This is a genomic window from Saccharopolyspora galaxeae (genome assembly GCF_016526145.1).
Classification (GTDB): domain Bacteria; phylum Actinomycetota; class Actinomycetes; order Mycobacteriales; family Pseudonocardiaceae; genus Saccharopolyspora_C; species Saccharopolyspora_C galaxeae.
The window spans coordinates 635,350-653,914 of record NZ_JADDUE010000001.1 but is presented as its reverse complement, the minus strand read 5'-3'; the positions used below and the strand labels follow the sequence as shown (position 1 = coordinate 653,914).

16 protein-coding genes are annotated in these 18,565 nt (G+C 71.8%); 8 read left to right on the top strand and 8 right to left on the bottom strand.

Features of this window, described 5'->3' with window-relative positions; all coding sequences use genetic code 11:
• Nucleotides 1-101 precede the first annotated feature (101 nt).
• Nucleotides 102-725 (bottom strand): DUF2537 domain-containing protein, encoded by a 624-nt coding sequence (locus tag INP57_RS02945; protein ID WP_233626610.1) that lies wholly within the window; start codon nucleotides 723-725, stop codon nucleotides 102-104.
• Nucleotides 722-1,528 (bottom strand): TrmH family RNA methyltransferase, encoded by an 807-nt coding sequence (locus tag INP57_RS02940; protein ID WP_200068406.1) that lies wholly within the window; start codon nucleotides 1,526-1,528, stop codon nucleotides 722-724. Before INP57_RS02940 ends, INP57_RS02945 begins: the two co-directional genes overlap by 4 nt.
• A 182-nt stretch (nucleotides 1,529-1,710) precedes the next feature.
• On the opposite strand from INP57_RS02940, the gene INP57_RS02935 reads away from it, so the two are divergent.
• The 4 genes from INP57_RS02935 (at nucleotide 1,711) to INP57_RS02920 (ending at nucleotide 6,441) form a co-directional block, all read left to right on the top strand.
• Nucleotides 1,711-3,045, top strand: a complete 1,335-nt coding sequence (locus INP57_RS02935) for a multidrug effflux MFS transporter (protein ID WP_200068405.1) — start codon at nucleotides 1,711-1,713, stop codon at nucleotides 3,043-3,045.
• Nucleotides 3,046-3,099: 54 nt separating this feature from the next.
• Nucleotides 3,100-4,035, top strand: coding sequence for an aldo/keto reductase (locus tag INP57_RS02930; protein ID WP_200068404.1), 936 nt, complete (start codon nucleotides 3,100-3,102; stop codon nucleotides 4,033-4,035).
• 157 nt (nucleotides 4,036-4,192) lie between these two features.
• Entirely contained in the window at nucleotides 4,193-5,689 is a 1,497-nt protein-coding gene (locus INP57_RS02925) for a glutamate-cysteine ligase family protein (protein ID WP_200068403.1), read from the top strand.
• A 122-nt stretch (nucleotides 5,690-5,811) separates the two neighbouring features.
• Nucleotides 5,812-6,441 carry a superoxide dismutase gene (locus INP57_RS02920; RefSeq protein WP_200068402.1) on the top strand — a complete coding sequence of 210 codons (630 nt, stop codon included), beginning with the start codon at nucleotides 5,812-5,814 and terminating at the stop codon, nucleotides 6,439-6,441.
• A 250-nt stretch (nucleotides 6,442-6,691) separates the two neighbouring features.
• On the opposite strand, the gene INP57_RS02915 is transcribed toward INP57_RS02920, so the two are convergent.
• The 3 genes from INP57_RS02915 to INP57_RS02905 form a co-directional block, all read right to left on the bottom strand.
• Entirely contained in the window at nucleotides 6,692-7,921 is a 1,230-nt protein-coding gene (locus tag INP57_RS02915) for an MFS transporter (protein WP_200068401.1), read from the bottom strand.
• 139 nt (nucleotides 7,922-8,060) lie between these two features.
• Nucleotides 8,061-8,495, bottom strand: a complete 435-nt coding sequence (locus tag INP57_RS02910) for a MarR family winged helix-turn-helix transcriptional regulator (RefSeq protein WP_200068400.1) — start codon at nucleotides 8,493-8,495, stop codon at nucleotides 8,061-8,063.
• A 126-nt stretch (nucleotides 8,496-8,621) separates the two neighbouring features.
• Entirely contained in the window at nucleotides 8,622-10,169 is a 1,548-nt protein-coding gene (locus INP57_RS02905; protein WP_200068399.1) for an NCS2 family permease, read from the bottom strand.
• 46 nt (nucleotides 10,170-10,215) lie between these two features.
• Here INP57_RS02905 and INP57_RS02900 point away from each other — a divergent pair, with 46 nt between their 5' ends.
• Nucleotides 10,216-10,521, top strand: a complete 306-nt coding sequence (locus INP57_RS02900; RefSeq protein ID WP_307849870.1) for a DUF2530 domain-containing protein — start codon at nucleotides 10,216-10,218, stop codon at nucleotides 10,519-10,521.
• Nucleotides 10,522-10,530: 9 nt separating this feature from the next.
• On the opposite strand, the gene INP57_RS02895 is transcribed toward INP57_RS02900, so the two are convergent.
• Together INP57_RS02895 and INP57_RS02890 are read right to left on the bottom strand one after the other, a co-directional pair.
• Nucleotides 10,531-13,509, bottom strand: a complete 2,979-nt coding sequence (locus INP57_RS02895) for an ATP-binding protein (RefSeq protein WP_200068398.1) — start codon at nucleotides 13,507-13,509, stop codon at nucleotides 10,531-10,533.
• Complete coding sequence (locus INP57_RS02890; RefSeq protein ID WP_307849869.1) at nucleotides 13,506-14,615, bottom strand: DUF3027 domain-containing protein; 1,110 nt, start codon at nucleotides 14,613-14,615, stop codon at nucleotides 13,506-13,508. The genes INP57_RS02895 and INP57_RS02890 overlap by 4 nt, the downstream gene beginning before the upstream one ends.
• On the opposite strand from INP57_RS02890, the gene INP57_RS02885 reads away from it, so the two are divergent.
• The 3 genes from INP57_RS02885 to INP57_RS02875 all read left to right on the top strand — a co-directional run bounded on the left by INP57_RS02885 (nucleotide 14,511) and on the right by INP57_RS02875 (nucleotide 17,550).
• Nucleotides 14,511-15,317: a glutaminyl-peptide cyclotransferase gene (locus tag INP57_RS02885; protein WP_374220909.1), complete on the top strand. Its 807-nt coding sequence runs from the start codon at nucleotides 14,511-14,513 to the stop codon at nucleotides 15,315-15,317. The genes INP57_RS02890 and INP57_RS02885 overlap by 105 nt on opposite strands.
• Before the next feature lie 325 nt (nucleotides 15,318-15,642).
• Complete coding sequence (locus INP57_RS02880) at nucleotides 15,643-17,037, top strand: MFS transporter (protein ID WP_374220908.1); 1,395 nt, start codon at nucleotides 15,643-15,645, stop codon at nucleotides 17,035-17,037.
• A 9-nt stretch (nucleotides 17,038-17,046) separates the two neighbouring features.
• The gene (locus INP57_RS02875) at nucleotides 17,047-17,550 is read left to right on the top strand and encodes a DUF2771 family protein (RefSeq protein ID WP_200068395.1); all 504 of its coding nucleotides are present in this window, start codon (nucleotides 17,047-17,049) and stop codon (nucleotides 17,548-17,550) included.
• A 293-nt stretch (nucleotides 17,551-17,843) separates the two neighbouring features.
• Here INP57_RS02875 and INP57_RS02870 read toward each other — a convergent pair whose 3' ends face one another.
• A complete protein-coding gene (locus tag INP57_RS02870; protein WP_200068394.1) occupies nucleotides 17,844-18,536 on the bottom strand; it encodes a TetR/AcrR family transcriptional regulator in 693 nt (230 codons plus the stop codon).
• Nucleotides 18,537-18,565: the final 29 nt, after the last annotated feature.

Below are 18,565 nucleotides of genomic sequence, written 5' to 3'. Positions count from 1 at the left end.
GGCCGGCCGGACTCCGCGTTCGCGGTCTGCCGTGCGGTGATAGGGACGAGCGGCGCTTCGGCCGGGCGTCGAGGCGGCTGTCTTCGCCGCGCGCTCCGGACTCAACCGAGCGCGGACAGCGCCAAGGCGATCCACGCGAGCACGACGCCGATCGCGGTGCCGAACGCCACCCACCGCCACACCGGTACCCGCCTGCCCAGCCAGATCGACGGCGCGAACCCGCCGGCCACGACCAGGTTGACGATCACCGCCAGCAGCACGCTCACCTCGGCCAGCCCCAGGCTGACCACCACCAGCGCGACCACGACGAGTGCTGCGACGAAGGCGGTGACGGTGAGCCCGGTGCCCCACGGCGTGGGTTCCTGGGCGCCGGGCGCACGGCTCACCCGGCCGATCCTGCTGACCCGGCCGCGAGCCGGATCCCAGTAGCAGACTTCGGCGCCGGTCTCGGCCGCCAGCCGGGCGGCGAGCTGGCGCCCGCGGCGGGACATCAGCGTCGCCGAGGTTTCGCCTGCGACCTGCTGATCAGCGGCGACGCCGTGCACCACTTGCGCCCACTCGTGCATGGCCGCGGCCAGCGCGGGCGGTAGCGGAAGCTTCGCCGGGTCGTACTCGCGCACGCCTCGGGTGGAGCGATCTCCGCCGTCTCCGCGCCCGATCAGCACGGCACGTCCCTGCCGCACGCGCAGTTCCCACCTGGAACGCTGCATCGTCGCGCCGCTCATCCGGCCGCACCGCTCATCGCGTGGAACGCGATCGCCCCGGCGGTCGCGACGTTGAGGGAATCGACGTCCTGGTGCATCGGGATGCGCACCGCGACGTCCGCTGCGGTGATGGCCTCCTCGGTCAGGCCGGGGCCTTCCGAGCCGAGCACGATCGCCACCGGTCCGCTGTCGAGCCCGGCCCTGCTCAGCGGCATCGCGTCCGCGCGCGGAGTCAGCGCGGCGACCCGGTGGCCGTTGGCCAGCCGTTCCAACCCGGCGGGCCAGGGGTCCAGCGGGGCGAACGGCACACGCAGCACGTGCCCCATCGAGACGCGGATGCTGCGCCGGTAGAGGGGGTCGGAGCATCCGGCACCGAGCAACACCCCGTCGACGCCGAGCGCGGCGGCGTTGCGGAACAGCGCACCCAGGTTCTCGTGGTCACCGACGCCTTCGAGCACCGCGAGCCGTCGTGCGCGGGCGATCAGCGCGTCCGGGTCGACCGGCTCCGCGCGGTCGGCGACGGCGAGCACCCCGCGGTTGAGGTGGAACCCCACCACGCGCGCCATCACGTCCGCGTCCGCGACGTAGGCGGGCACGTCGACCTCCGCGAGCTGGTCGGCGAGCGCGTCGATGCGCCGCCGCACGCCGAGCAGCGCGCGCACCGGGTACGGCGAGGCGAGCAGCCGCTCGACGACCACCACGCCTTCAGCGATCACCAGGCCGCGCCCGCCAGGGCGGTCCGGGCGGCGGTCGGCGGTGGACAGGTCCCGGAAGTCGTCGACCCGTGGGTCGTCGACCTCGGTCACCTCGAACACGCGCGCCACCCGGTCATTTTGGCATTGGGCGGGTCGTCGCCCGCACGGCCTCGTGATCGGCTCGGCCGAGGGGCCGATGACTCAGTTCACAGCAGAAATCGAACGCAGGACGGGCATAACCAGACCGACGATCTTGTTGGTTGTAGCGGGCAATTAGCAACTCGAAGGTCCGGCCGAGCCAGAGGAGTCGCATGTCCCCGGCCCAGCAAGCCAGCCACGACGACCCCGAAACCAACCGCACCGCCGACCGGCCGCGCCGGAAGGCCCCGAGCAAGGTCCGCTTCGCGCTCATCCTGGGCGGGCTGACGGCGTTCGGGCCGCTGTCGATCGACATGTACCTGCCCGCGCTGCCCGCGCTGAGCAGCGAGCTCGGGGCGTCCGCTGCGCAGTCGCAGCTCACGCTGACCGCCGTGCTGCTCGGGCTCGCGCTCGGCCAGCTCGTCGCCGGGCCGATCAGCGACTCGGTCGGCCGCAGGCGCCCGCTGCTGATCGGACTGGCCGTCTACATCACGGCGTCCGTGCTGTGCGCGCTGTCCGGCTCGGTGTACGCGCTGGCGGCGCTGCGCGGGTTGCAGGGCTTGGGCGCCGCGGCGGGCGTGGTCATCGCCCGCGCGACGGTCCGCGACCTGTACTCGGGGCGCGAAGCCGCGCGGTTCTTCTCCTCGCTGATGCTGGTCACCGGACTGGCACCGATCTTGGCGCCGGTCATCGGCGGGCAGATCCTCACGCACACCACCTGGCGCGGCGTTTTCGTGGTGCTGACCGGGTTCGGCACCCTCCTGCTGCTGGTGTCCACGTTCCTGCTGCCGGAAACGAAGCGCCAGGAGTGGCGCCAGCCCGCGCACCTCGGTTCGACCTTCCGCACCTTCGGCACCCTGCTGGCCCGGCGTTCGTTCCTGGGCAACGCGCTGACCGCCGGATTGGGCATGTCGGCGATGTTCGCCTACATCTCCGGTTCGTCGTTCGTGCTGCAGGGCGTCTACGGCATGTCGCCGCAGATGTTCAGCTTGGCCTTCGGCGCGAACGCGGTCGGGATCGTGCTCGCCGGTCAGATCAATGCGCGGCTGGTCGGCCGGGTGGCGAACGAGGTGCAGCTGCTGCTGGTGGCGTTGTCCGCGGCCGCGGTCGCGGGCGTGGTGCTGCTGGGCGTTGCGCTGCTGAACCTGCCGCTGCCGTTCCTGCTCGCGGCGCTGTTCGTGATGGTGGCGTCGCTGGGCTTCGTGATGCCGAACACGACGATGCTCGCGCTGGCCGACAACCGCGACGTCTCCGGCAGCGCCTCGGCGCTGCTGGGCGTCAGCCAGTTCATCGTGGGCGCGCTGGCCGCGCCGCTGGTCGGCCTCGGCGGAACCGGGACGGCGCTGCCGATGGCGACAGTGATGTGCTGCGTGGTGCTCGCCGCGCTGGTGGTGTTCGTGACGCTCGGCAGGCACGGGGCCACGGGTACGGAGGTGGTCGCCGGGTCGGCGCGCAACGATCGCGCGGCCGCCGCGGACTCCGAGCGCAATCCCGCAGTCGAGCAGTGATCATCCGGCGCCGATGATCAGGTGCCTGCGCAACCATCACCCAGAAAGGCAACCATGGCCAAGCTCGGAGCTACCGACCTCGACGTCTTCCCGATCTGCCTCGGCACGAACGTGTTCGGCTGGACCGCCGACCGCGACGACACCTTCGCGGTGCTCGACGCCTACCTGGCCGCGGGCGGCAACTTCCTGGACACCGCGGATCTGTACATGGCCAACGCGCCAGGCAACTCCGGCGGTGAGTCCGAGGCGCTGATCGGCGAGTGGCTGCGCAGCCGCGGCACCCGCGACCAGGTGGTCATCGCGACCAAGGTCGGGATGCTGCCGGACCGCCCCGGCCTCTCGGCGCAGAACATCCGCGCGGCCGCGGAGGATTCGCTGCGCCGCCTGGGCGTCGAGCACATCGACCTCTACTACGCGCACCGGGACGACGAGTCCGTGCCGCAGGAGGAAACGATGGCCGCGTTCGACGAGCTGGTGCGCAGCGGCAAGGTGCGGCACCTGGCGGCGTCGAACTTCAGCGCGCAGCGGCTCGAGAGCGCGCTGGCCATCTCGGACCAGCACGGGCTCGCCCGCTACCAAGCGCTGCAGCCGCACTACAACCTCGTCGAGCGCGCCGGGTACGAGGACGACCTCGCACCGCTGGCCGAGCGCGAGAAGCTGCCGGTGCTGCCCTACTTCGCGCTGGCCAAGGGCTTCCTGACCGGCAAGTACCGGCCGGGCGACACGAGTTCGGACAGCCCGCGCGCCGAAGGTGCCCGCGGCTACCTGGACGAGCGCGGCGTCAAGGTGCTCACCGCGCTGGAGGAAGTGGCGACGCTGCGTGGCGTTCCGGAGGCTGCGGTGGCGTTGGCGTGGCTGCGCGCTCGGCCGAACGTGGCCGCGCCGATCGCCAGCGCCCGCAACACCGGCCAGCTCGGCGCACTGCTGAGCGCGGCCGAGCTGGAGCTGACCGCGGACGAGCTGGACCGGCTCACCACCGCATCCGGCTGACCACCGGCGTTCTTCCCATCGCCGTCTTCCCGCTGGTCACGCGGGGTGCGCCGGGCCGCGGATCGAACACCGTTTTGGACGCTGGTCCGCCGGGTACCGATGTGCCACCGTGGTTGTCCGCCGAGCAGCGTGCTGGCCGACCGAGCGGGGAGACGGCATGGGTAAGCACGTGACCAACCGGGCGTTCAAGCCCGTCGACCGGCAACGCTACCGGGACAAGATGCAGCGGGGCCTGGACGCGCTGGCCCGGATGCTCGCCGACGGCAACTTCTCCTTCCCGCACCAGCAAATGGGGCTGGAGATGGAGCTGAGCCTGGTCGACGAGCGGATGGAACCGTCCATGTCGAACTCCGTGGTGCTGGAGAAGATCAGCGACCCGGCGTTCACCACCGAACTCGGCCAGCACAACATCGAGCTGAACGTCCGGCCGCGCGCGCTGGCCGGGGACGGCGCGCTGGAACTGGAGCAGGAGCTGCGCGAGGCGCTGCTGGACGCGGACGGCAAAGCGCGGGACGCGGACGCGAAGCTGGTCATGATCGGCACGCTGCCGACGTTGCGGCGCAACCACTTCGATCCGAACTGGCTGTCCCGCGCGCCGCGCTACTCGCAGCTCAACGACCAGATCTTCGCCGCCAAGGGCGAGGAGATGCGGCTGGACATGGAGGGCGCGCCGCTGTCCGACGGCGGCCCGGAACGGCTGCTGTGCTACGCCGATTCGATCTTGCCGGAGTCCGCGTGCACCTCCGTGCAGCTGCACCTGCAGATCGCACCGGAGGATTTCGCCGCGCACTGGAACGCCGCGCAGTGCCTGGCCGGGGTGCAGCTGGCGATCGGCGCGAACTCACCGTTCCTGCTCGGCAAGGCGCTCTGGCACGAGACCAGGGTGCCGCTGTTCCAGCAGGCCACCGACACCCGCCCGCAGGAGTTGAAGAACCAGGGCGTGCGGCCCCGGGTGTGGTTCGGGGAACGCTGGATCACCTCGATCTTCGACCTGTTCGAGGAGAACGTGCGCTACTTCCCAGCGCTGCTGCCCGAACCGGAGGACGAGGACCCGGTGGCGGCGCTGCACTCCGGGCGGGCGCCGACGCTGGCCGAGCTGCGGCTGCACAACGGCACCATCTGGCGGTGGAACCGCCCGGTCTACGACCTCGTGGACGGAGTGCCGCACCTGCGGGTGGAGAACCGGGTGCTGCCCTCCGGCCCGAGCGTGGTGGACGTGCTGGCCAACGCGGCGTTCTTCTACGGCGCGCAGCGCGCGCTGACCGAGCACGACCGCCCGGTGTGGACGCAGATGTCGTTCGCGGCGGCCGAGGAGAACTTCTACACCGGCGCCCGGCACGGCATGGACGGGCACCTGTACTGGCCCGGCTTGGGCTGGATCGCGCCGGAAGAGCTGGTGCTGCGGAAACTGCTGCCGATGGCGCACGAGGGCCTGCGCGCGTGCGGGGTTTCCGACGCGGCGCGCGAGCACCACCTCGGCATCATCGAGGCCCGCTGCCTGCGCAGGCAGACCGGTTCGTCGTGGCAGCGGGAAGTCGTCGGCGGTTTGCAGCGCGCGGGCCACGACCGGCAGTCCGCGCTGGCGGGGATGCTGCGCCGCTACGTCGCGCTGACCGACTCCGCCGAACCCGTGCACACCTGGCCCGTCGACTGATCCCCAGCGCAACCACCTGGTGATCCAGATCAAGTCGGCCCGGAATGCACTTGTCTCGCTGTTGCTACTAGATTGCGATTGCTAGAGACTGCTTACAGCGATACGGCACAGGGAGACGCTCCATGGCTCAGTACGTGCTGCCCGAGTTGGACTACGACTACGCGGCGCTGGAGCCCGCGATCTCGGGGGAGATCAACGAGCTGCACCACAGCAAGCACCACGCGACCTACGTCAAGGGCGCGAACGACACGGTCGAGAAGATCGCCGAGGCCCGCGACAAGGGCGACTTCGGCTCGATCGTGGGCCTGGAGACCACCCTGGCGTTCAACCTGGCCGGGCACTCGCTGCACCTGGTGTGGTGGAAGATCCTGTCCCCGAACGGCGGCGACAAGCCCACCGGCGAGCTGGCCGCGGCCATCGACCAGGACTTCGGCTCGTTCGACAAGTTCCGGGCGCAGATGGAGGCCGTGTCCACGACCATCCAGGGCAACGGCTGGGGCGTGCTGGCCTGGGACCCGGTCGGCCAGCGGCTGATCACCCAGCAGCTGCGGGACCACCACTCCAACCTGTCGATCGCCACCACTCCGCTGCTGGTGTTCGACATCTGGGAGCACGCCTACTACCTGCAGTACAAGAACGTGAAGGCGGACTACGTCAAGCAGCTGTGGAACGTCGTCAACTGGGACGAGGTCGGCAAGCGCTTCGCCGACGCCCGTGCCGGTTACAACGGGCTGCGGCTGCCCACCGCTTGATCCGGCCGGCCGCCTGATCCGCTCAGGCGCTCCAGGCTCGGCAGTGAATGCTCCGACAAGCGACGCTGCCGACACTTCGGGGCCTTCCTCCGGGGAGGCCCCGAAGTGCTGTCCGGGGGCGGTGCCGAGCAAGCCACGCGATGCTCAAACGGCCCGCGATACGGGAACGGCCCCCGCCTCCCGGAGGAGACGAGGGCCGTCCGTTCCCGAACTGACTGCCGCTCCCACCACGAAGCGGACATGTATTAGGTTAGCCTAACCTGCCAGGCTGCACAACCCCCGCGCCGCGAACTCGTCTGAGCACCAGCGCACCGGCCGTCGCCGCGAGCAACGCGAGCACGCCGCCGAGCAACAGCGGAGCCCGCGCGCCCAGGATTTCGGCCAGCCAGCCGGAAGCCAGCCCGCCCAACGGTTTCCCACCCAGGAACAGCAGCATGTACAGGCCCATCACGCGGCCTCGCATGGTCGGCTCCACCGCCAACTGCACGGTCGCGTTCGCGCTGGTCGTGAACGTCATGACCGCGATCCCGACCGGGATCAGCGCGGCTCCGAACGACCAGTAGGTGGGCATCACCGCGGCCAGCGCCTCCAGCAGGCCGAACGCCGCGGCCCCGATCAGCATCAGCCGCAGCCGCGGGCCTCCGCGCCCGCTGCGGCGCGCCGCGAGCGTCGCCCCGGACAGCGTGCCGATCGCCAGCATCGTGATCAGCAGGCCGTAGCCGTCGGCGTCGCGGCCGAACACGTTGCGCGCGATGACCGCGAACAGGTTCTCGAAGTTCATCCCGAACGTGCCGATGCAGAACACCAGCACCAGCACCACGACCAGGTCCGGCCGCCGCCGCACGTACTGCAGCCCGGCGCGCAGCTGGCCGCGTTCTTTGGGCGCGGGCTTGCCGCGGTACAGCTGCGCCGAGCTCATCAGCAGCAGCCCGCCCACCACGGCCGCCGAACTGCCCCCGTTGAGCAGGAAGACCCAGCCGGTGCCGATCGCGGTGATCAGCAGCCCGGCGATGGCCGGACCGACGATGCGGGCCAGGTTGAACGTCATCGAGTTCAACGCGACCGCGTTGGTCAGCTGCGCCGGGCCGACCATCTCGACGACGAACGATTGCCGCACCGGCGCGTCGATCGCGGCGAAGCAGCCCAGCACGAAGCACAGCGCGTAAACGTGCCAGAGCTGCGCGAGCCCGGACACGTCCAGCATCCCAAGCAACAACCCGCACGCGCCGAGCGCGGCCTGCGTGCCGACCAGCAGCCACCGCTTGTCGAAGCGGTCGGCGATCATGCCCGCCCACAGCGTCAGCAGCAGCGTGGGCAGGAACTGCAGCGCCACGGCCACGCCGAGCGATCCCGCGCTACCGCCGGAGAGTTCGAGCACGAGCCAGTCCTGCGCGGCCCGCTGCATCCAGGTGCCGGTCAGCGACACGACCTGGCCGGAGGCGTAGAGGCGGTAGTTCCGCTCGCGCAGCGACGCGAACATGCCACCGCCGGTATCGGTGCGCGAGCGGCCCGGTGGGGCACCGGAGGCTCCTGGTTCGGAGCCGGTTGCGACGTCGTCCGGGTCGTGACCCGGCGGCTTCGGAGCTCTCCCTGGCCCGGGCGACGTGCTCAGCCCCTTCCTAGCGTTCGGCGATCCGTTCCATTATTTCGGCCGCGCGGCCCAATGCTGCGCGATCTTCGTCGCTGAGGTCCGCTAGCTGCTGGTCGAGCCAGCGTTCGCGGGCGGAGACCTCTTCTTCGATCCGGTGCCGACCGGCCTCGGTCAGCTCGACGATCGCCTGCCGCCCATCGGTCGGGTGCGCCCGGCGCACCACCAGGCCGAGGTCTTCCAGCGCGGCGATCACGCGCGTCATCGACGGCGGCTGCACGCCTTCTTTGGCGGCCAGCTCGCCCGGTGTCATCGCACCCGTCTTGTGCAGCGTGGACAGCGCGGACAGCTGGGTCAGCGTCACCACGGAGTCGGTGCTCTGCGCCCGCAACCTGCGGTTGAGGCGAACGGAGGCGATCCGCAGGCTGCCTGCCAGCGTGCGCTCGCGTTCGGCGATCTCGGACACGTCGTTAGTCTACCAAACTATCTGGCGGCAATTCGGACAAACCCCGCCTTCCGGCGCGGGTGCGGCGGAGCATAGAACACGGCTGCCGCAGCGAGGCACCCAAGGTGGCAGAACGCGGCCCGGAGGTCACGCGCCGAACAGCGCGCTCACCGGATCGGCGACGAAGTACAGCACGAATGCCGCGGACACGACCCACATCAGCGGGTGCACCGCGCGCACCCGCCCGGTCGCCGACTGCAGCAGCACGTAGCTGATGAAGCCGACGCCGATGCCGTTCGCGATGGAGTAGGTGAACGGCATGACCACGATCGTCAGGAACGCGGGCAGCGCGATGGTGAAGTCGGACAGGTCGATGTCCCGGATCTGCGCCAGCATCATCGCGCCCACCACGACCAGCGCGGGCGCGGCCGCCTCCACCGGGATGACCTGGTAGAGCGGCGTGAAGAACATCGCGGCCAGGAACAGCAGGCCGGTGACCACGTTCGCCAGCCCGGTGCGCGCGCCCTCGGCGATGCCCGAGGCCGACTCGACGAACACGGTGTTGGAGCTGGCCGAGCCCGCGCCCCCGGCGACCGCCCCGATGCCCTCGACGGCCAGCGCCTTGCCGATGCCCGGCAGGTTGCCTTCCCGATCGGCCAGCCCGGCCTCCTTGCCGAGCCCGGTCATCGTGCCCATCGCGTCGAAGAAGTTCGCCAGCACCAGCGTGAACACCAGCATCGCCGCGGCCAGCGCGGGCAGCCGCGTCCACGCGCCGAACGAGATCTCCCCTACCAGCGACAGGTCCGGCAGCCCGGCGATCTGATCGGGCAGCGCCGGATAGCCCAGGTTCCAGCCGGTGCTGCCGGTGTCCTCCGAAGACCCCGAGTGCACCAGCGACTCGACGACGATCGCGACCACCGTGTTGGTCGCGATGGCGATCAGGATGCCGCCGCGGATCTTGCGCGCGACCAGGACCGCGGTCAGCAGCAGGCCGAACGCGAACACCGCGGTCGGCCAGGACGCGATCGACCCGTCGATGCCCAGCCCCACCGGCACCGTCGTGTTCGCCGAGTCCGGCAGGCGGCGCACGAACCCGGCGTCGACCAGCCCGACGAAGCTGATGAACAGGCCGATGCCGACCGCGATCGCCGCCTTCAACGGCGGCGGCACCGCGTTGAACACCGCGGTGCGGAACCCGGTGGCGACCAGGATCAGGATGATGATGCCGTCGACGACCACCAGGCCCATCGCCTCCGGCCAGCTCACCTGCGCGGCGATGGTCACCGCCAGCAGGGTGTTGATGCCCAGCCCGGCGGCGATGGCGAACGGGTAGTTCGCGATCAGGCCGAACAGCAGCGTCATCACGCCAGCGACCAGCGCGGTGCTCGCGGCCACCTGCGGCACGGTAAGGATGTCGCCGAGCACGTCCCGCTTCGCGGTGGGCGAGTCGGGCGACGAGCTGCCGAGGATCAGCGGGTTGAGCACGATGATGTAGGCGATGGTCACGAACGTGACCAGGCCGCCGCGCAGTTCCCGGTTCAGCGTGGAACCGCGCTCGGTGATCTTGAAGTAGCGGTCCAGCGCGCCGATGCCGCCGCGCCGCCGCGCGGTTCGCCCGCCCGGGTCAACGCCCTGCTCGACGACGCCTTCGGCGCCCGCCTCCGGGAGCGGTTGCCCGGGAGTGTCCTCCGCCATCACTGACCCTCACCCTGCTGCCGACTACCGGGGTAGCCTGCCCGACGTGGCCGACGACAGTGCATCCGCCCCCGCCTCACCAGCGGCGACACCGCCAGCCCGTGCACACACCGTGCCCGCGCTGCCACGCAGGCTGGCCGAGCCGACGCCCGTGGTGCTGGCCGGGACGCTGCTGTGGCTGGCCGCTGCGGTGCTGTTCGCCGTGGTCGCACCGCAGAGCGTGCAGTTCTGGACCTGCACCGCCGGGTTCGTGCTGGGAGTCATCGGTTACGGAGTGTTCCGCTGGCAGCGCTCCGCGTCCCGCCGCGGCTCCCGCGGCGCGTGGAAGGGACTCGCCGGACTCGACGGCTAGCAGCCCGCCTCACCGCAGCAACGTGACGCCTTCCGGATCCGCCAGCAGCGCGGCGAGGGCGAACCGGCTTTGCCAGGCCCCCGCGGCCCAGGCCAAGGCGCGGGAGAGCCCGTCGGGAGCGCGTTCGGCGTGCACGGCTCCGGCGGAGTCGACCCACCAGTGCACCCGCTGCTCGCCCGCGCGCGTGCTCACCCGCAGGCCGTCGTGCAGCGCGACCGAGCCGGCGGGCACCACGATGCCGAGGAGTTCGCAGGCGGTCGGCACCCGGCCGACTTCCCGCCACGGCTGCACGCGGCCTTCACCGAGCACCTGCATGGTGCTCTCCTCGGAGGCCAGCGGGAGGTCCAGCAGTTCGGCGAGCGCTTCGGCGTCGAACTGGTCGGTTCCCCCGCCCGCGACGACCAGCGGCGCCTCCAGCACGCCGAGCATCCACGGCTCGTCCAGCACCACCGCTCGCTCGGCGCTGACCACGGCACCGGAGATCGACCGCACGGATTCCGGGGGCTCGGTGAAACCGGCCTCGAGCACTCCGTCCGCGAGCGCGTTCGCCAGTTCCCGGTGCGCGCGCAGCGCGGTGCCCGCGCGGATGGTGCGCTCGGGATCTCCCAGACGTGCCACCAGATCGGCCGCGTCGCCCGGGTCGTCGATGCGGAGTTCGCCGCGCACCCCGGCCAGCCGCAACTGGCGGGAGTCCAGGCCCACGCCGGGAACCGGGTCGTAGATCCCGGCGAGTTCTTCGGATTCCGGCAGCCGCCAGTGCCGCGGCGGCGCGCCGCCGAGCAGCGCGAACCGGGACAGCCACCACGCCGGGTGGCTGTGCGGGTCCTGCAGGATGCGCTGCACGTCGGCGGAGCCGGACAGCATCCGGATCGCCGCTGGCCAAGCGTCGTCGGCGACCAGGTCGAGGTCCCGGACCGTGCTGAACCGGGCGGGCGGCCACGCGCCTGCCGAGGCCACTTCCTGCTCGCGCCACCACTGCGCGCTGTCGGCGAACCGCTCGTCGGGTTCCACCGGGTCCTCTTCCACGTGCAGCGCGAAGCCGTCCAGCACCCCGACCGACCGCAGCAGCTCGCGCGGCCAGCGCCCGGCGAACGCCGAATCCAGCACCGACAGCGGCGCGTCCGGCCCGATCTCGTCGGGATCCAGCACGTCGAGCAGCGCGGCGTCGGGCAGCAGGAGTTCGTCGGCGCGGCGGAAGTCGCCGTCGCGGTCCGGCAGCGCCAGCGCGGCCAGCCAGTCGTGCGGGTGCGAATCGCGCACCAGCCCGAGCACCGATTCGGTCAGCGGCAGCACGTCCGCGCCCGCCTGGGCTTCGGCGACGCTGCCGCGCACCGCCTCGGCCAGCGGGGCGGAGTTGAGCAATTCCGCAGGCCCGGCCCGGTGCGCGCCGAGCTGCTCCAGCAGCGGGTGGGCCGCGTCCGGATGCGCGATGCGCAGTCCCGTTATGTCCAGAGTGGACAGCACGGCGGCGGGGCCGGTGTCCGAGTCGCCTTCGCTGAGCAGCACGTCCCGGACGCCGGTGACGGTGCGGCCGTCGGCCAGCGGGACCGGCAGCGCCGCGAACTCCTCCCGCGCGTTGAGGTCGGTGCGCTGTATCGGAGCGAGCGCTTCGTAGAGCCGGTACCACCAGGAGGCGGGGCGTTCCAGCCCGCGAACCGCCTCCACGACGTCGGCCGCGCCCAGCCGCGGCACCTCCAGCGTGCTCAGCGCGCGGCGCTGCGAAGCATCGGAGAGCTCGGAAGCGAGCAGGCCGGGCACGACGTCGGAGAGCAGCCGCACCAGTTCCGGCGAGTAGTAGTCCAGCACCACGGCCCCGTGCGGAGCCACCGCGCCGCCGGCCCCGCCGGGCAGCCATTCGGTCACCCGCAACCGGTCCAGCACGCCCTGCCGGAGCTTGTCGTCCACATCGGACAGCGGGAAGCCGGGCAGCGGCACCAGTGCGGGGCGGTGCTGCGCGGCGATCTTCAGCACCAGGTCCGGATAGCTCTCCGCGGCGAACGTCAGCACCGAGTCCGTCGCGTGCGCTGCCGCGGCACGGCGCCGGTCGGCCTCCAGCGGCACGCCTGCCAGCAGCCGGGCGGGCAGCGACAGCCGCTCCTCGGTGGGCGTCGGGGCGTGCAGCACGTCCTCGGCCAACGGGTTCGGCACATCGTCGGGGTCCAGCGGCACCGCCCAGCAGGCCCACCAGTCCGCGCCGCGCCGGGCTTCCGCGCCGAGACCTTCCAGCGCGGACTCCCCCAGCCGTCCGGAAACGCGGTGCAGCAACCAGCGGTCGATGCTGTGCGGGCTGCGCACGACCACCCGCGAAGCGCCCTCGTCCGCGCGGCGCCAGGACTGCGCGCCGACCCGCACCTCGCGCAGCGCGGGCAGCGCAAGCAGCAGGTCCGAGGCGTGCTCGGCGAACCCGGCCAGCAGCGCATCACCGTCCACATCGGACCGGAGTGGCAGCCGGACGTCGGTGTCGAACCCCTCCGGCGGCTGCTCCTGCGTCGGCCACACCAGCCGCAGCACCGGGACCGAGCCCTCCCGGGCTTCGAGCTCCTCGGCCGGTCCGGGCAGCTGCGCCGCTTCCTGCCTGGTGCGCTGCGCGGAGAAGCCGATCGATCCGGAAACCGACGCCACGCGGGGCTCGTCGGTGATCGCCAGCACGGCGGCGAACCCCACGCCGAACCGGCCGACCGTCGCGCCGTCGCGCTTGGCCGAGGCACGCAGCGAAGCCAGCGCCTCCACACCTGCAGCGCTCAGCGCAGCTCCGGTGTTCGCGATCCGCAGCTCACCGGACTCCAGCCGGACCCAGAGCACACCGTCGGAACCGGCCGCGTCCGCCGCGTTCTGCGCCAGCTCCACCAGCAGCCGGTCGCGGTAACCACCGAGCCGGAGGTCTTCCTCGGCGTTGGCGTCCTCGCGGAACCTCGTCGGGGAAGACTCCCAGGACCCGAGCACGGCCCGCCGCAGCCCGGCCGTGCCGAACACGTCGGGACCGTTCACCCGCGCGACTCGAAGTCCAGCGTGGTGTCGTCGTAGACGACCTCGGCCACCGGCACCGTCGATGAGGTGTCCACCTCGGCCTCGGAATGCGCACCGCAGCCGAACTCCACGTGCACCACGCGGCCGTCGGCGGGCGCGATCTCGTTGCCGCAAACGCCGAACGCCGCCTGCAGCGGCCCGGCCAGCGACAGGAAGAACCCGCAGGTCCCGCACGCGCCGGGCGCCATCTTCGCGGTCTCGCTGTTGGGACCGAAATCGCCTGCGAGCCAGCGCTCCGCGGCGGCGAGCCTGCCCTCGTCGCTGAGCACCCGCGTGCGCCCGAGGCCCACCTCGTGCGCGAGGTCCTGCACCGCCTGGTCCCCGCCGGAGAGGTAGCCCGGCGCCAGCCGCGGATCTTCCGGGGAGCTGGGCATCAGGTCGCCGGCGCCCAGATCGCCGGGCCGGACCCGGTCGTGCCACGGCACCCAGGCCGGAGCGGTCAGCGCGTCCTGCCCGGGCAGCAGCACGACCTCGCTGACCGTGACCGGCTCGTCCGGGGCGGCGAGCGCGACCGTCACGGCCCAGCGCCAGCCCACGTAACCCGGGTAGTTCGACTCGAAGTAGTGCGTGGCGACGCCGTCGCCCTCCGGCTCCACGCCGACGTGCGCGCCGACCGGCGCGTCCTCGGCATCGTCCACCGTCAGCACCGGCGAACCGATCGGGCCGGTCGCCGGTGCCGCCTCTTCTTCGGCGGCGGCGCGGGCGGTGTCCACGGCCGCGGCCAGCGCCGGGTCGAGCGGGGCCGGGTCGAGCGGGGCCGGATCGATCCGGTCCGCCGCTGGCTCGCCGCTCGGCTCCCCGCGGAATCCGAGCGGATCCGGGTCAGTGGTCGGAGCAGGCATAGGCGTCACATGCTCGATTGTGCCGTACGCGCTCGGGGTGCCCGCTGCCCGTGTCAGGCTTTCGGGGTGCGAACCGGAGTTCTCCCCCGCCGCGCTGCGCTGCGCGGCAACCTGGCCGGTGTGATCTTGACGTTGCTGGCGGGCGTTGGCGCGTGCACGGCGCACGTACCAGCGCAGCACGAGGGCCAGCACGAGCGCGAGCAGTCCGATCAAGGCTTGGGGCACGCGGCGAGCGTGCCACACCTGCGAGCGATGGTGACTCGCGTGCTCCCGCACGACCGCTCCTCGTTCACCCAGGGCCTGGAACTGTCCGATGGCACCCTCTACGAGGGCACCGGGCAGCACGGGCGGTCGGCGCTGCGGGCGTTGGACCCGGACACCGGGCGCGTGCTCCGGGAAGAACGACTCCCGTCGGCGCTCTTCGGCGAAGGCATCACCGTCGCCGGTGACCGTATCTGGCAGATCACCTGGCAGGAAGGGGTCGCGCTGGAGCGGGACCGGCAGAGCCTGCGTGAGCTGCGGCGGGTGCGGTATTCCGGCGAGGGCTGGGGGCTGTGCGCGGACGGTTCGCGGCTGGTGATGAGCGACGGCGGCTCGCAGCTGACGTTCCGCGACCCGGCGAGCTTCGCCGAGCTCGGCTCGGTCACCGTGCGCTCCGGCGGGGAGCCGGTCGACGAGCTCAACGAGCTGGAGTGCGTCGGCGGGCAGGTGTTCGCGAACGTCTGGGGCAGCGACGAGATCCTGCGCATCGACCCGGCATCCGGGCAGGTCACCGCGGTTGTGGACGCTTCGGGGCTGTTGCGGGGCCCGGAGCGCGCGGGCACCGACGTGCTCAACGGGATCGCGGCGGTGCCCGGCACCGACGAGTTCCTGCTGACCGGCAAGCTCTGGCCGCACGTCTACCGCGTCCGGTTCGTCCCGGAGTGACACGCGGGTCGGCGCTGTGCGCGGCGGTTTGGGGGACGATGAAGTCGTGGGGTTCAGGCGCGGTGATCAACAGAGCTCGGCGAGCGGTCGACCGGGGTGGGGTGCCGGGCGGCGCGGCAGGCGCGGCCGGGTCTCCGCTGACGGACGGGCATCCGCCGGGCAACGGGTTTCACGGGCAGGCGATCAGGCTCCGCCCTCGCGCCCGGAGGATCGAGCTTCGTCCGCCGAGCAGCAGTCGCGCACAGCGGATCGGGCCGGGCGCACGGAGCGTCGTTATCCCTGGCAGGAGGACCCGGAGTACCGCGCCGAGCCGCACTCGCGGACGTTGCCCCCGCTGCCGGACGACCATCCCGGCGCTGCGGACCAGCAGGATCGCGACGAGTCCGCCGGGGCGGACGCACCGCCCCGGAAGATCACCGTCACGCGGGTGGCGGCCTGGCGCGGCCGCCAGCTGACGTGGCGGCTGATGCGCCTGTTCTTCTCCGCCGCGCACGCAGACGGCGCCGCCGAGTCCGGCCTGGCCAGGTTCACCTACGCGGTGATGGTCAACTACGCAGTGGACGCCGCGATGGCCGTGGCGCTGGCGAACACCCTGTTCTTCTCCGCCGCGACCGCGGAGAGCAAGGACAAGGTGGCGCTGTACCTGCTGATCACGATGGCTCCGTTCGCGGTGATCGCGCCCGTCATCGGCCCCGCGCTGGACCGGCTGCGGCACGGCCGCCGCACCGCGCTGGCCGTCTCGTTCGGCGTGCGGGTGCTGCTCGCGGCGGTGATGGCGCTGAACTTCGACGGCTGGGCGCTGTATCCGGCCGCACTGGGCTGCATGGTGCTGTCGAAGTCGTTCGGCGTGCTCAAGGCCGCCATGACGCCGCGCGTGCTGCCGGACGCGATCAGCCTGACCACGGCGAATTCGCGGCTGACGACCTTCGGCATGGCCGCCGGCGGAGTGGTCGGCGCGATCGCCTCGGGAGTCGCCTGGCTGCTGGGCTCGCAGGGGGCGTTGTGGTTCATGGCCGCGCTGGCCGTCGCCGGGATCTTCGCAGGTCTGCGGCTCTCGGACCGGGTGGAGAGCTCGCGCGGCGAAGTACCTGCCGGTAACCGGCGGCGGGCTCCGCTCGGGCGGCACGTGGTCGTCGCGCTGTGGGGCAACGGCGGCATCCGGTTGCTGACCGGCTTCCTCACCTTGTTCGCCGCCTTCGTGATCAAGGAAGGCACTCGGCAGGACCCGTTCTTGCAGCTGGTGCTGCTCGGCGCGGTCGGCGGCGCCGCCGGGCTCGGCGGCTTCGCAGGCAATGCCGCCGGTTCCCGGATGCGGTTCGGCAAGCCGGACCGGCTGATCGTGAGCTGCCTCGGCGCCGCGTTCGCGGTGGCGGTGGTCGCGGCCGTGCTCGCCGGGCTGCCGATGGCCGTGCTGGCCGCGCTCGTCGGAGCCACCGCGAGCGCGCTGGCCAAGGTGTGCCTGGATGCGGTGGTGCAGCGGGACGTCGTCGAGCGGGCGAGGGCTTCCGCGTTCGGCCGTTCCGAAACGGTGCTGCAGCTGAGCTGGGTCTTCGGCGGCGCGCTCGGCGTGCTGCTGCCCGCGGTGTGGTGGATCGGGTTCACGGTGCTCGCCGCGTTGCTTGGTCTGCTCCTGGCGCAGACCGTGCTCGCCGGGCACGGCGCGGGACTGTTGCCGAGATCGCAGGAACCGGGCACCGCCGGCCACGTGGCCGGGTCGTAAGCTCGCGGCGTGCAACGAGGACTGAAGGCGCTGCTCACCGCGAGCCCGGTGGTTGCCGCCGCGCTCGCGGGCTGCTCGGCGCCCGCCGACCCGCAGGTCACCTTCTACTCGCACGGCGAGTCCGTCGAGGTCGCGCCCGCCCGCTACTGCGAACCGACCGGCGAAGGCTGCTCCCCGCCCGCGCCGGACCCGGTCGGTGAACTGCGCGTGCCGGAGGGCGCCCCGTTGCAGATCTCGGTGCCGGGCGACGTGTCCGCGACGCCGTGGCAGGTCGTCTACATCTACCGCGACGACAAGGGCCAAGAGGTCGGCGGGCGCGCACCGGTGTTCGGGCCGGACGAGCGGCACTCCTACACGTTGCGGCTGCCGCCGGACGCGGCGCGGCTGGAGCACGTGGAAGTGCAGCAGTACTCGGCGGTGCTCAGCGCCGCGGCCGAGGGCGGCGTGGACTTCGGCATCTCCGGCACGTGGGTCCTCGACACGCGCGGTGCGCCGGCGCCGCCCACGGCTTGAGCACTTGCCGATATCAGGGCGGAATCCGCCCGTTTCCCGGCATCGACTCGACCGGACTACGCCCGGCGGCTCGCTGCATCGGGAAGGGCCGTCGCGCCGGGTGGGGGCCGAGCGCCTGAAGTTCCGGCCCACCACCTGCGCACATCACTTCTTGAAAACGTCAGGACCCTTCCGGCCGCGTCTTCGGTAGTGGCCGTGGGGCTGCTTGGTGTCGGCGCCGTGCAGCACGACCACACGCGCTCGGCGGGTGACGTGCTCGGGCGCTGAGGTTGATCGATGGTCAGCGGCGCGCGTCAAGCGTTCTTCTCCGGACTCGCGGCACCGAGCCTGGCCCGGATGGCGTCGACCAGCAGCTCCAGCACGTCGTCGAACGGCGGGATCCAGATGCCGAGCGTCTCCGGTGTGCCCACCGCGGCGGCGAGTTCGTCCGCGGCTTCGGCCGAATTCCCCAGCTTCAACCCGCGCAGGACGACGGCGGTCGTGGCCGCACCGAGGACCTGCTGCGAGATCGCGGTGGCGGCGATCATCTGGTCCTTCTCGACGCCCCCGGACTCGCGCAACGCGGTGACGATCCGGTTGGACAGCGCCATCGCGTTCGGCCCGATCAGCGGTCGCGTACCCGCGAACCCGGCGACCCAGGGATGGTCGGCGAACGAGGCGTAGTACTGCTTGGCGACCCGGAAGACGACGACGTCCCATGGCACGTCGTCGCCGGGGAGGTTCCCCGCGGCCTCCGAAAGCACGTGGTCCACCGCCAGGTCGATGAGATCTTCCCGGCGCTGCACGTACCAGTACAGGCTCGTCGCGTGCACGCCCAATTCCGCCGCGACCTTCCGCATGGTCAACGCGCTCGCCCCGTCCCGGTCGAGCAGCGCGACGCTGGCGGTAACTATTCGGTCACGACTGAGGGTTGATTCCGAGCGGCGCTGCCGTTGCGGCCGGTGGAAGACGCTGTCCCATTGCTGGTCAGAGGGTGTTTCGGACATGGAACAAGGGTAACCGAGACATACGTTGT

Excerpts from the sequence above, each read along its gene's own strand:
- INP57_RS02945 (WP_233626610.1), bottom strand. The coding sequence starts at position 725 with ATGAGCGGCGCGACGATGCAGCGTTCCAGGTGGGAACTGCGCGTGCGG.
- INP57_RS02935 (WP_200068405.1), top strand. The coding sequence starts at position 1,711 with ATGTCCCCGGCCCAGCAAGCCAGCCACGACGACCCCGAAACCAACCGC.
- INP57_RS02930 (WP_200068404.1), top strand. The coding sequence starts at position 3,100 with ATGGCCAAGCTCGGAGCTACCGACCTCGACGTCTTCCCGATCTGCCTC.
- INP57_RS02925 (WP_200068403.1), top strand. The coding sequence starts at position 4,193 with ATGGGTAAGCACGTGACCAACCGGGCGTTCAAGCCCGTCGACCGGCAA.
- INP57_RS02920 (WP_200068402.1), top strand. The coding sequence starts at position 5,812 with ATGGCTCAGTACGTGCTGCCCGAGTTGGACTACGACTACGCGGCGCTG.
- INP57_RS02915 (WP_200068401.1), bottom strand. The coding sequence starts at position 7,921 with ATGTTCGCGTCGCTGCGCGAGCGGAACTACCGCCTCTACGCCTCCGGC.
- INP57_RS02905 (WP_200068399.1), bottom strand. The coding sequence starts at position 10,169 with ATGGCGGAGGACACTCCCGGGCAACCGCTCCCGGAGGCGGGCGCCGAA.
- INP57_RS02870 (WP_200068394.1), bottom strand. The coding sequence starts at position 18,536 with ATGTCCGAAACACCCTCTGACCAGCAATGGGACAGCGTCTTCCACCGG.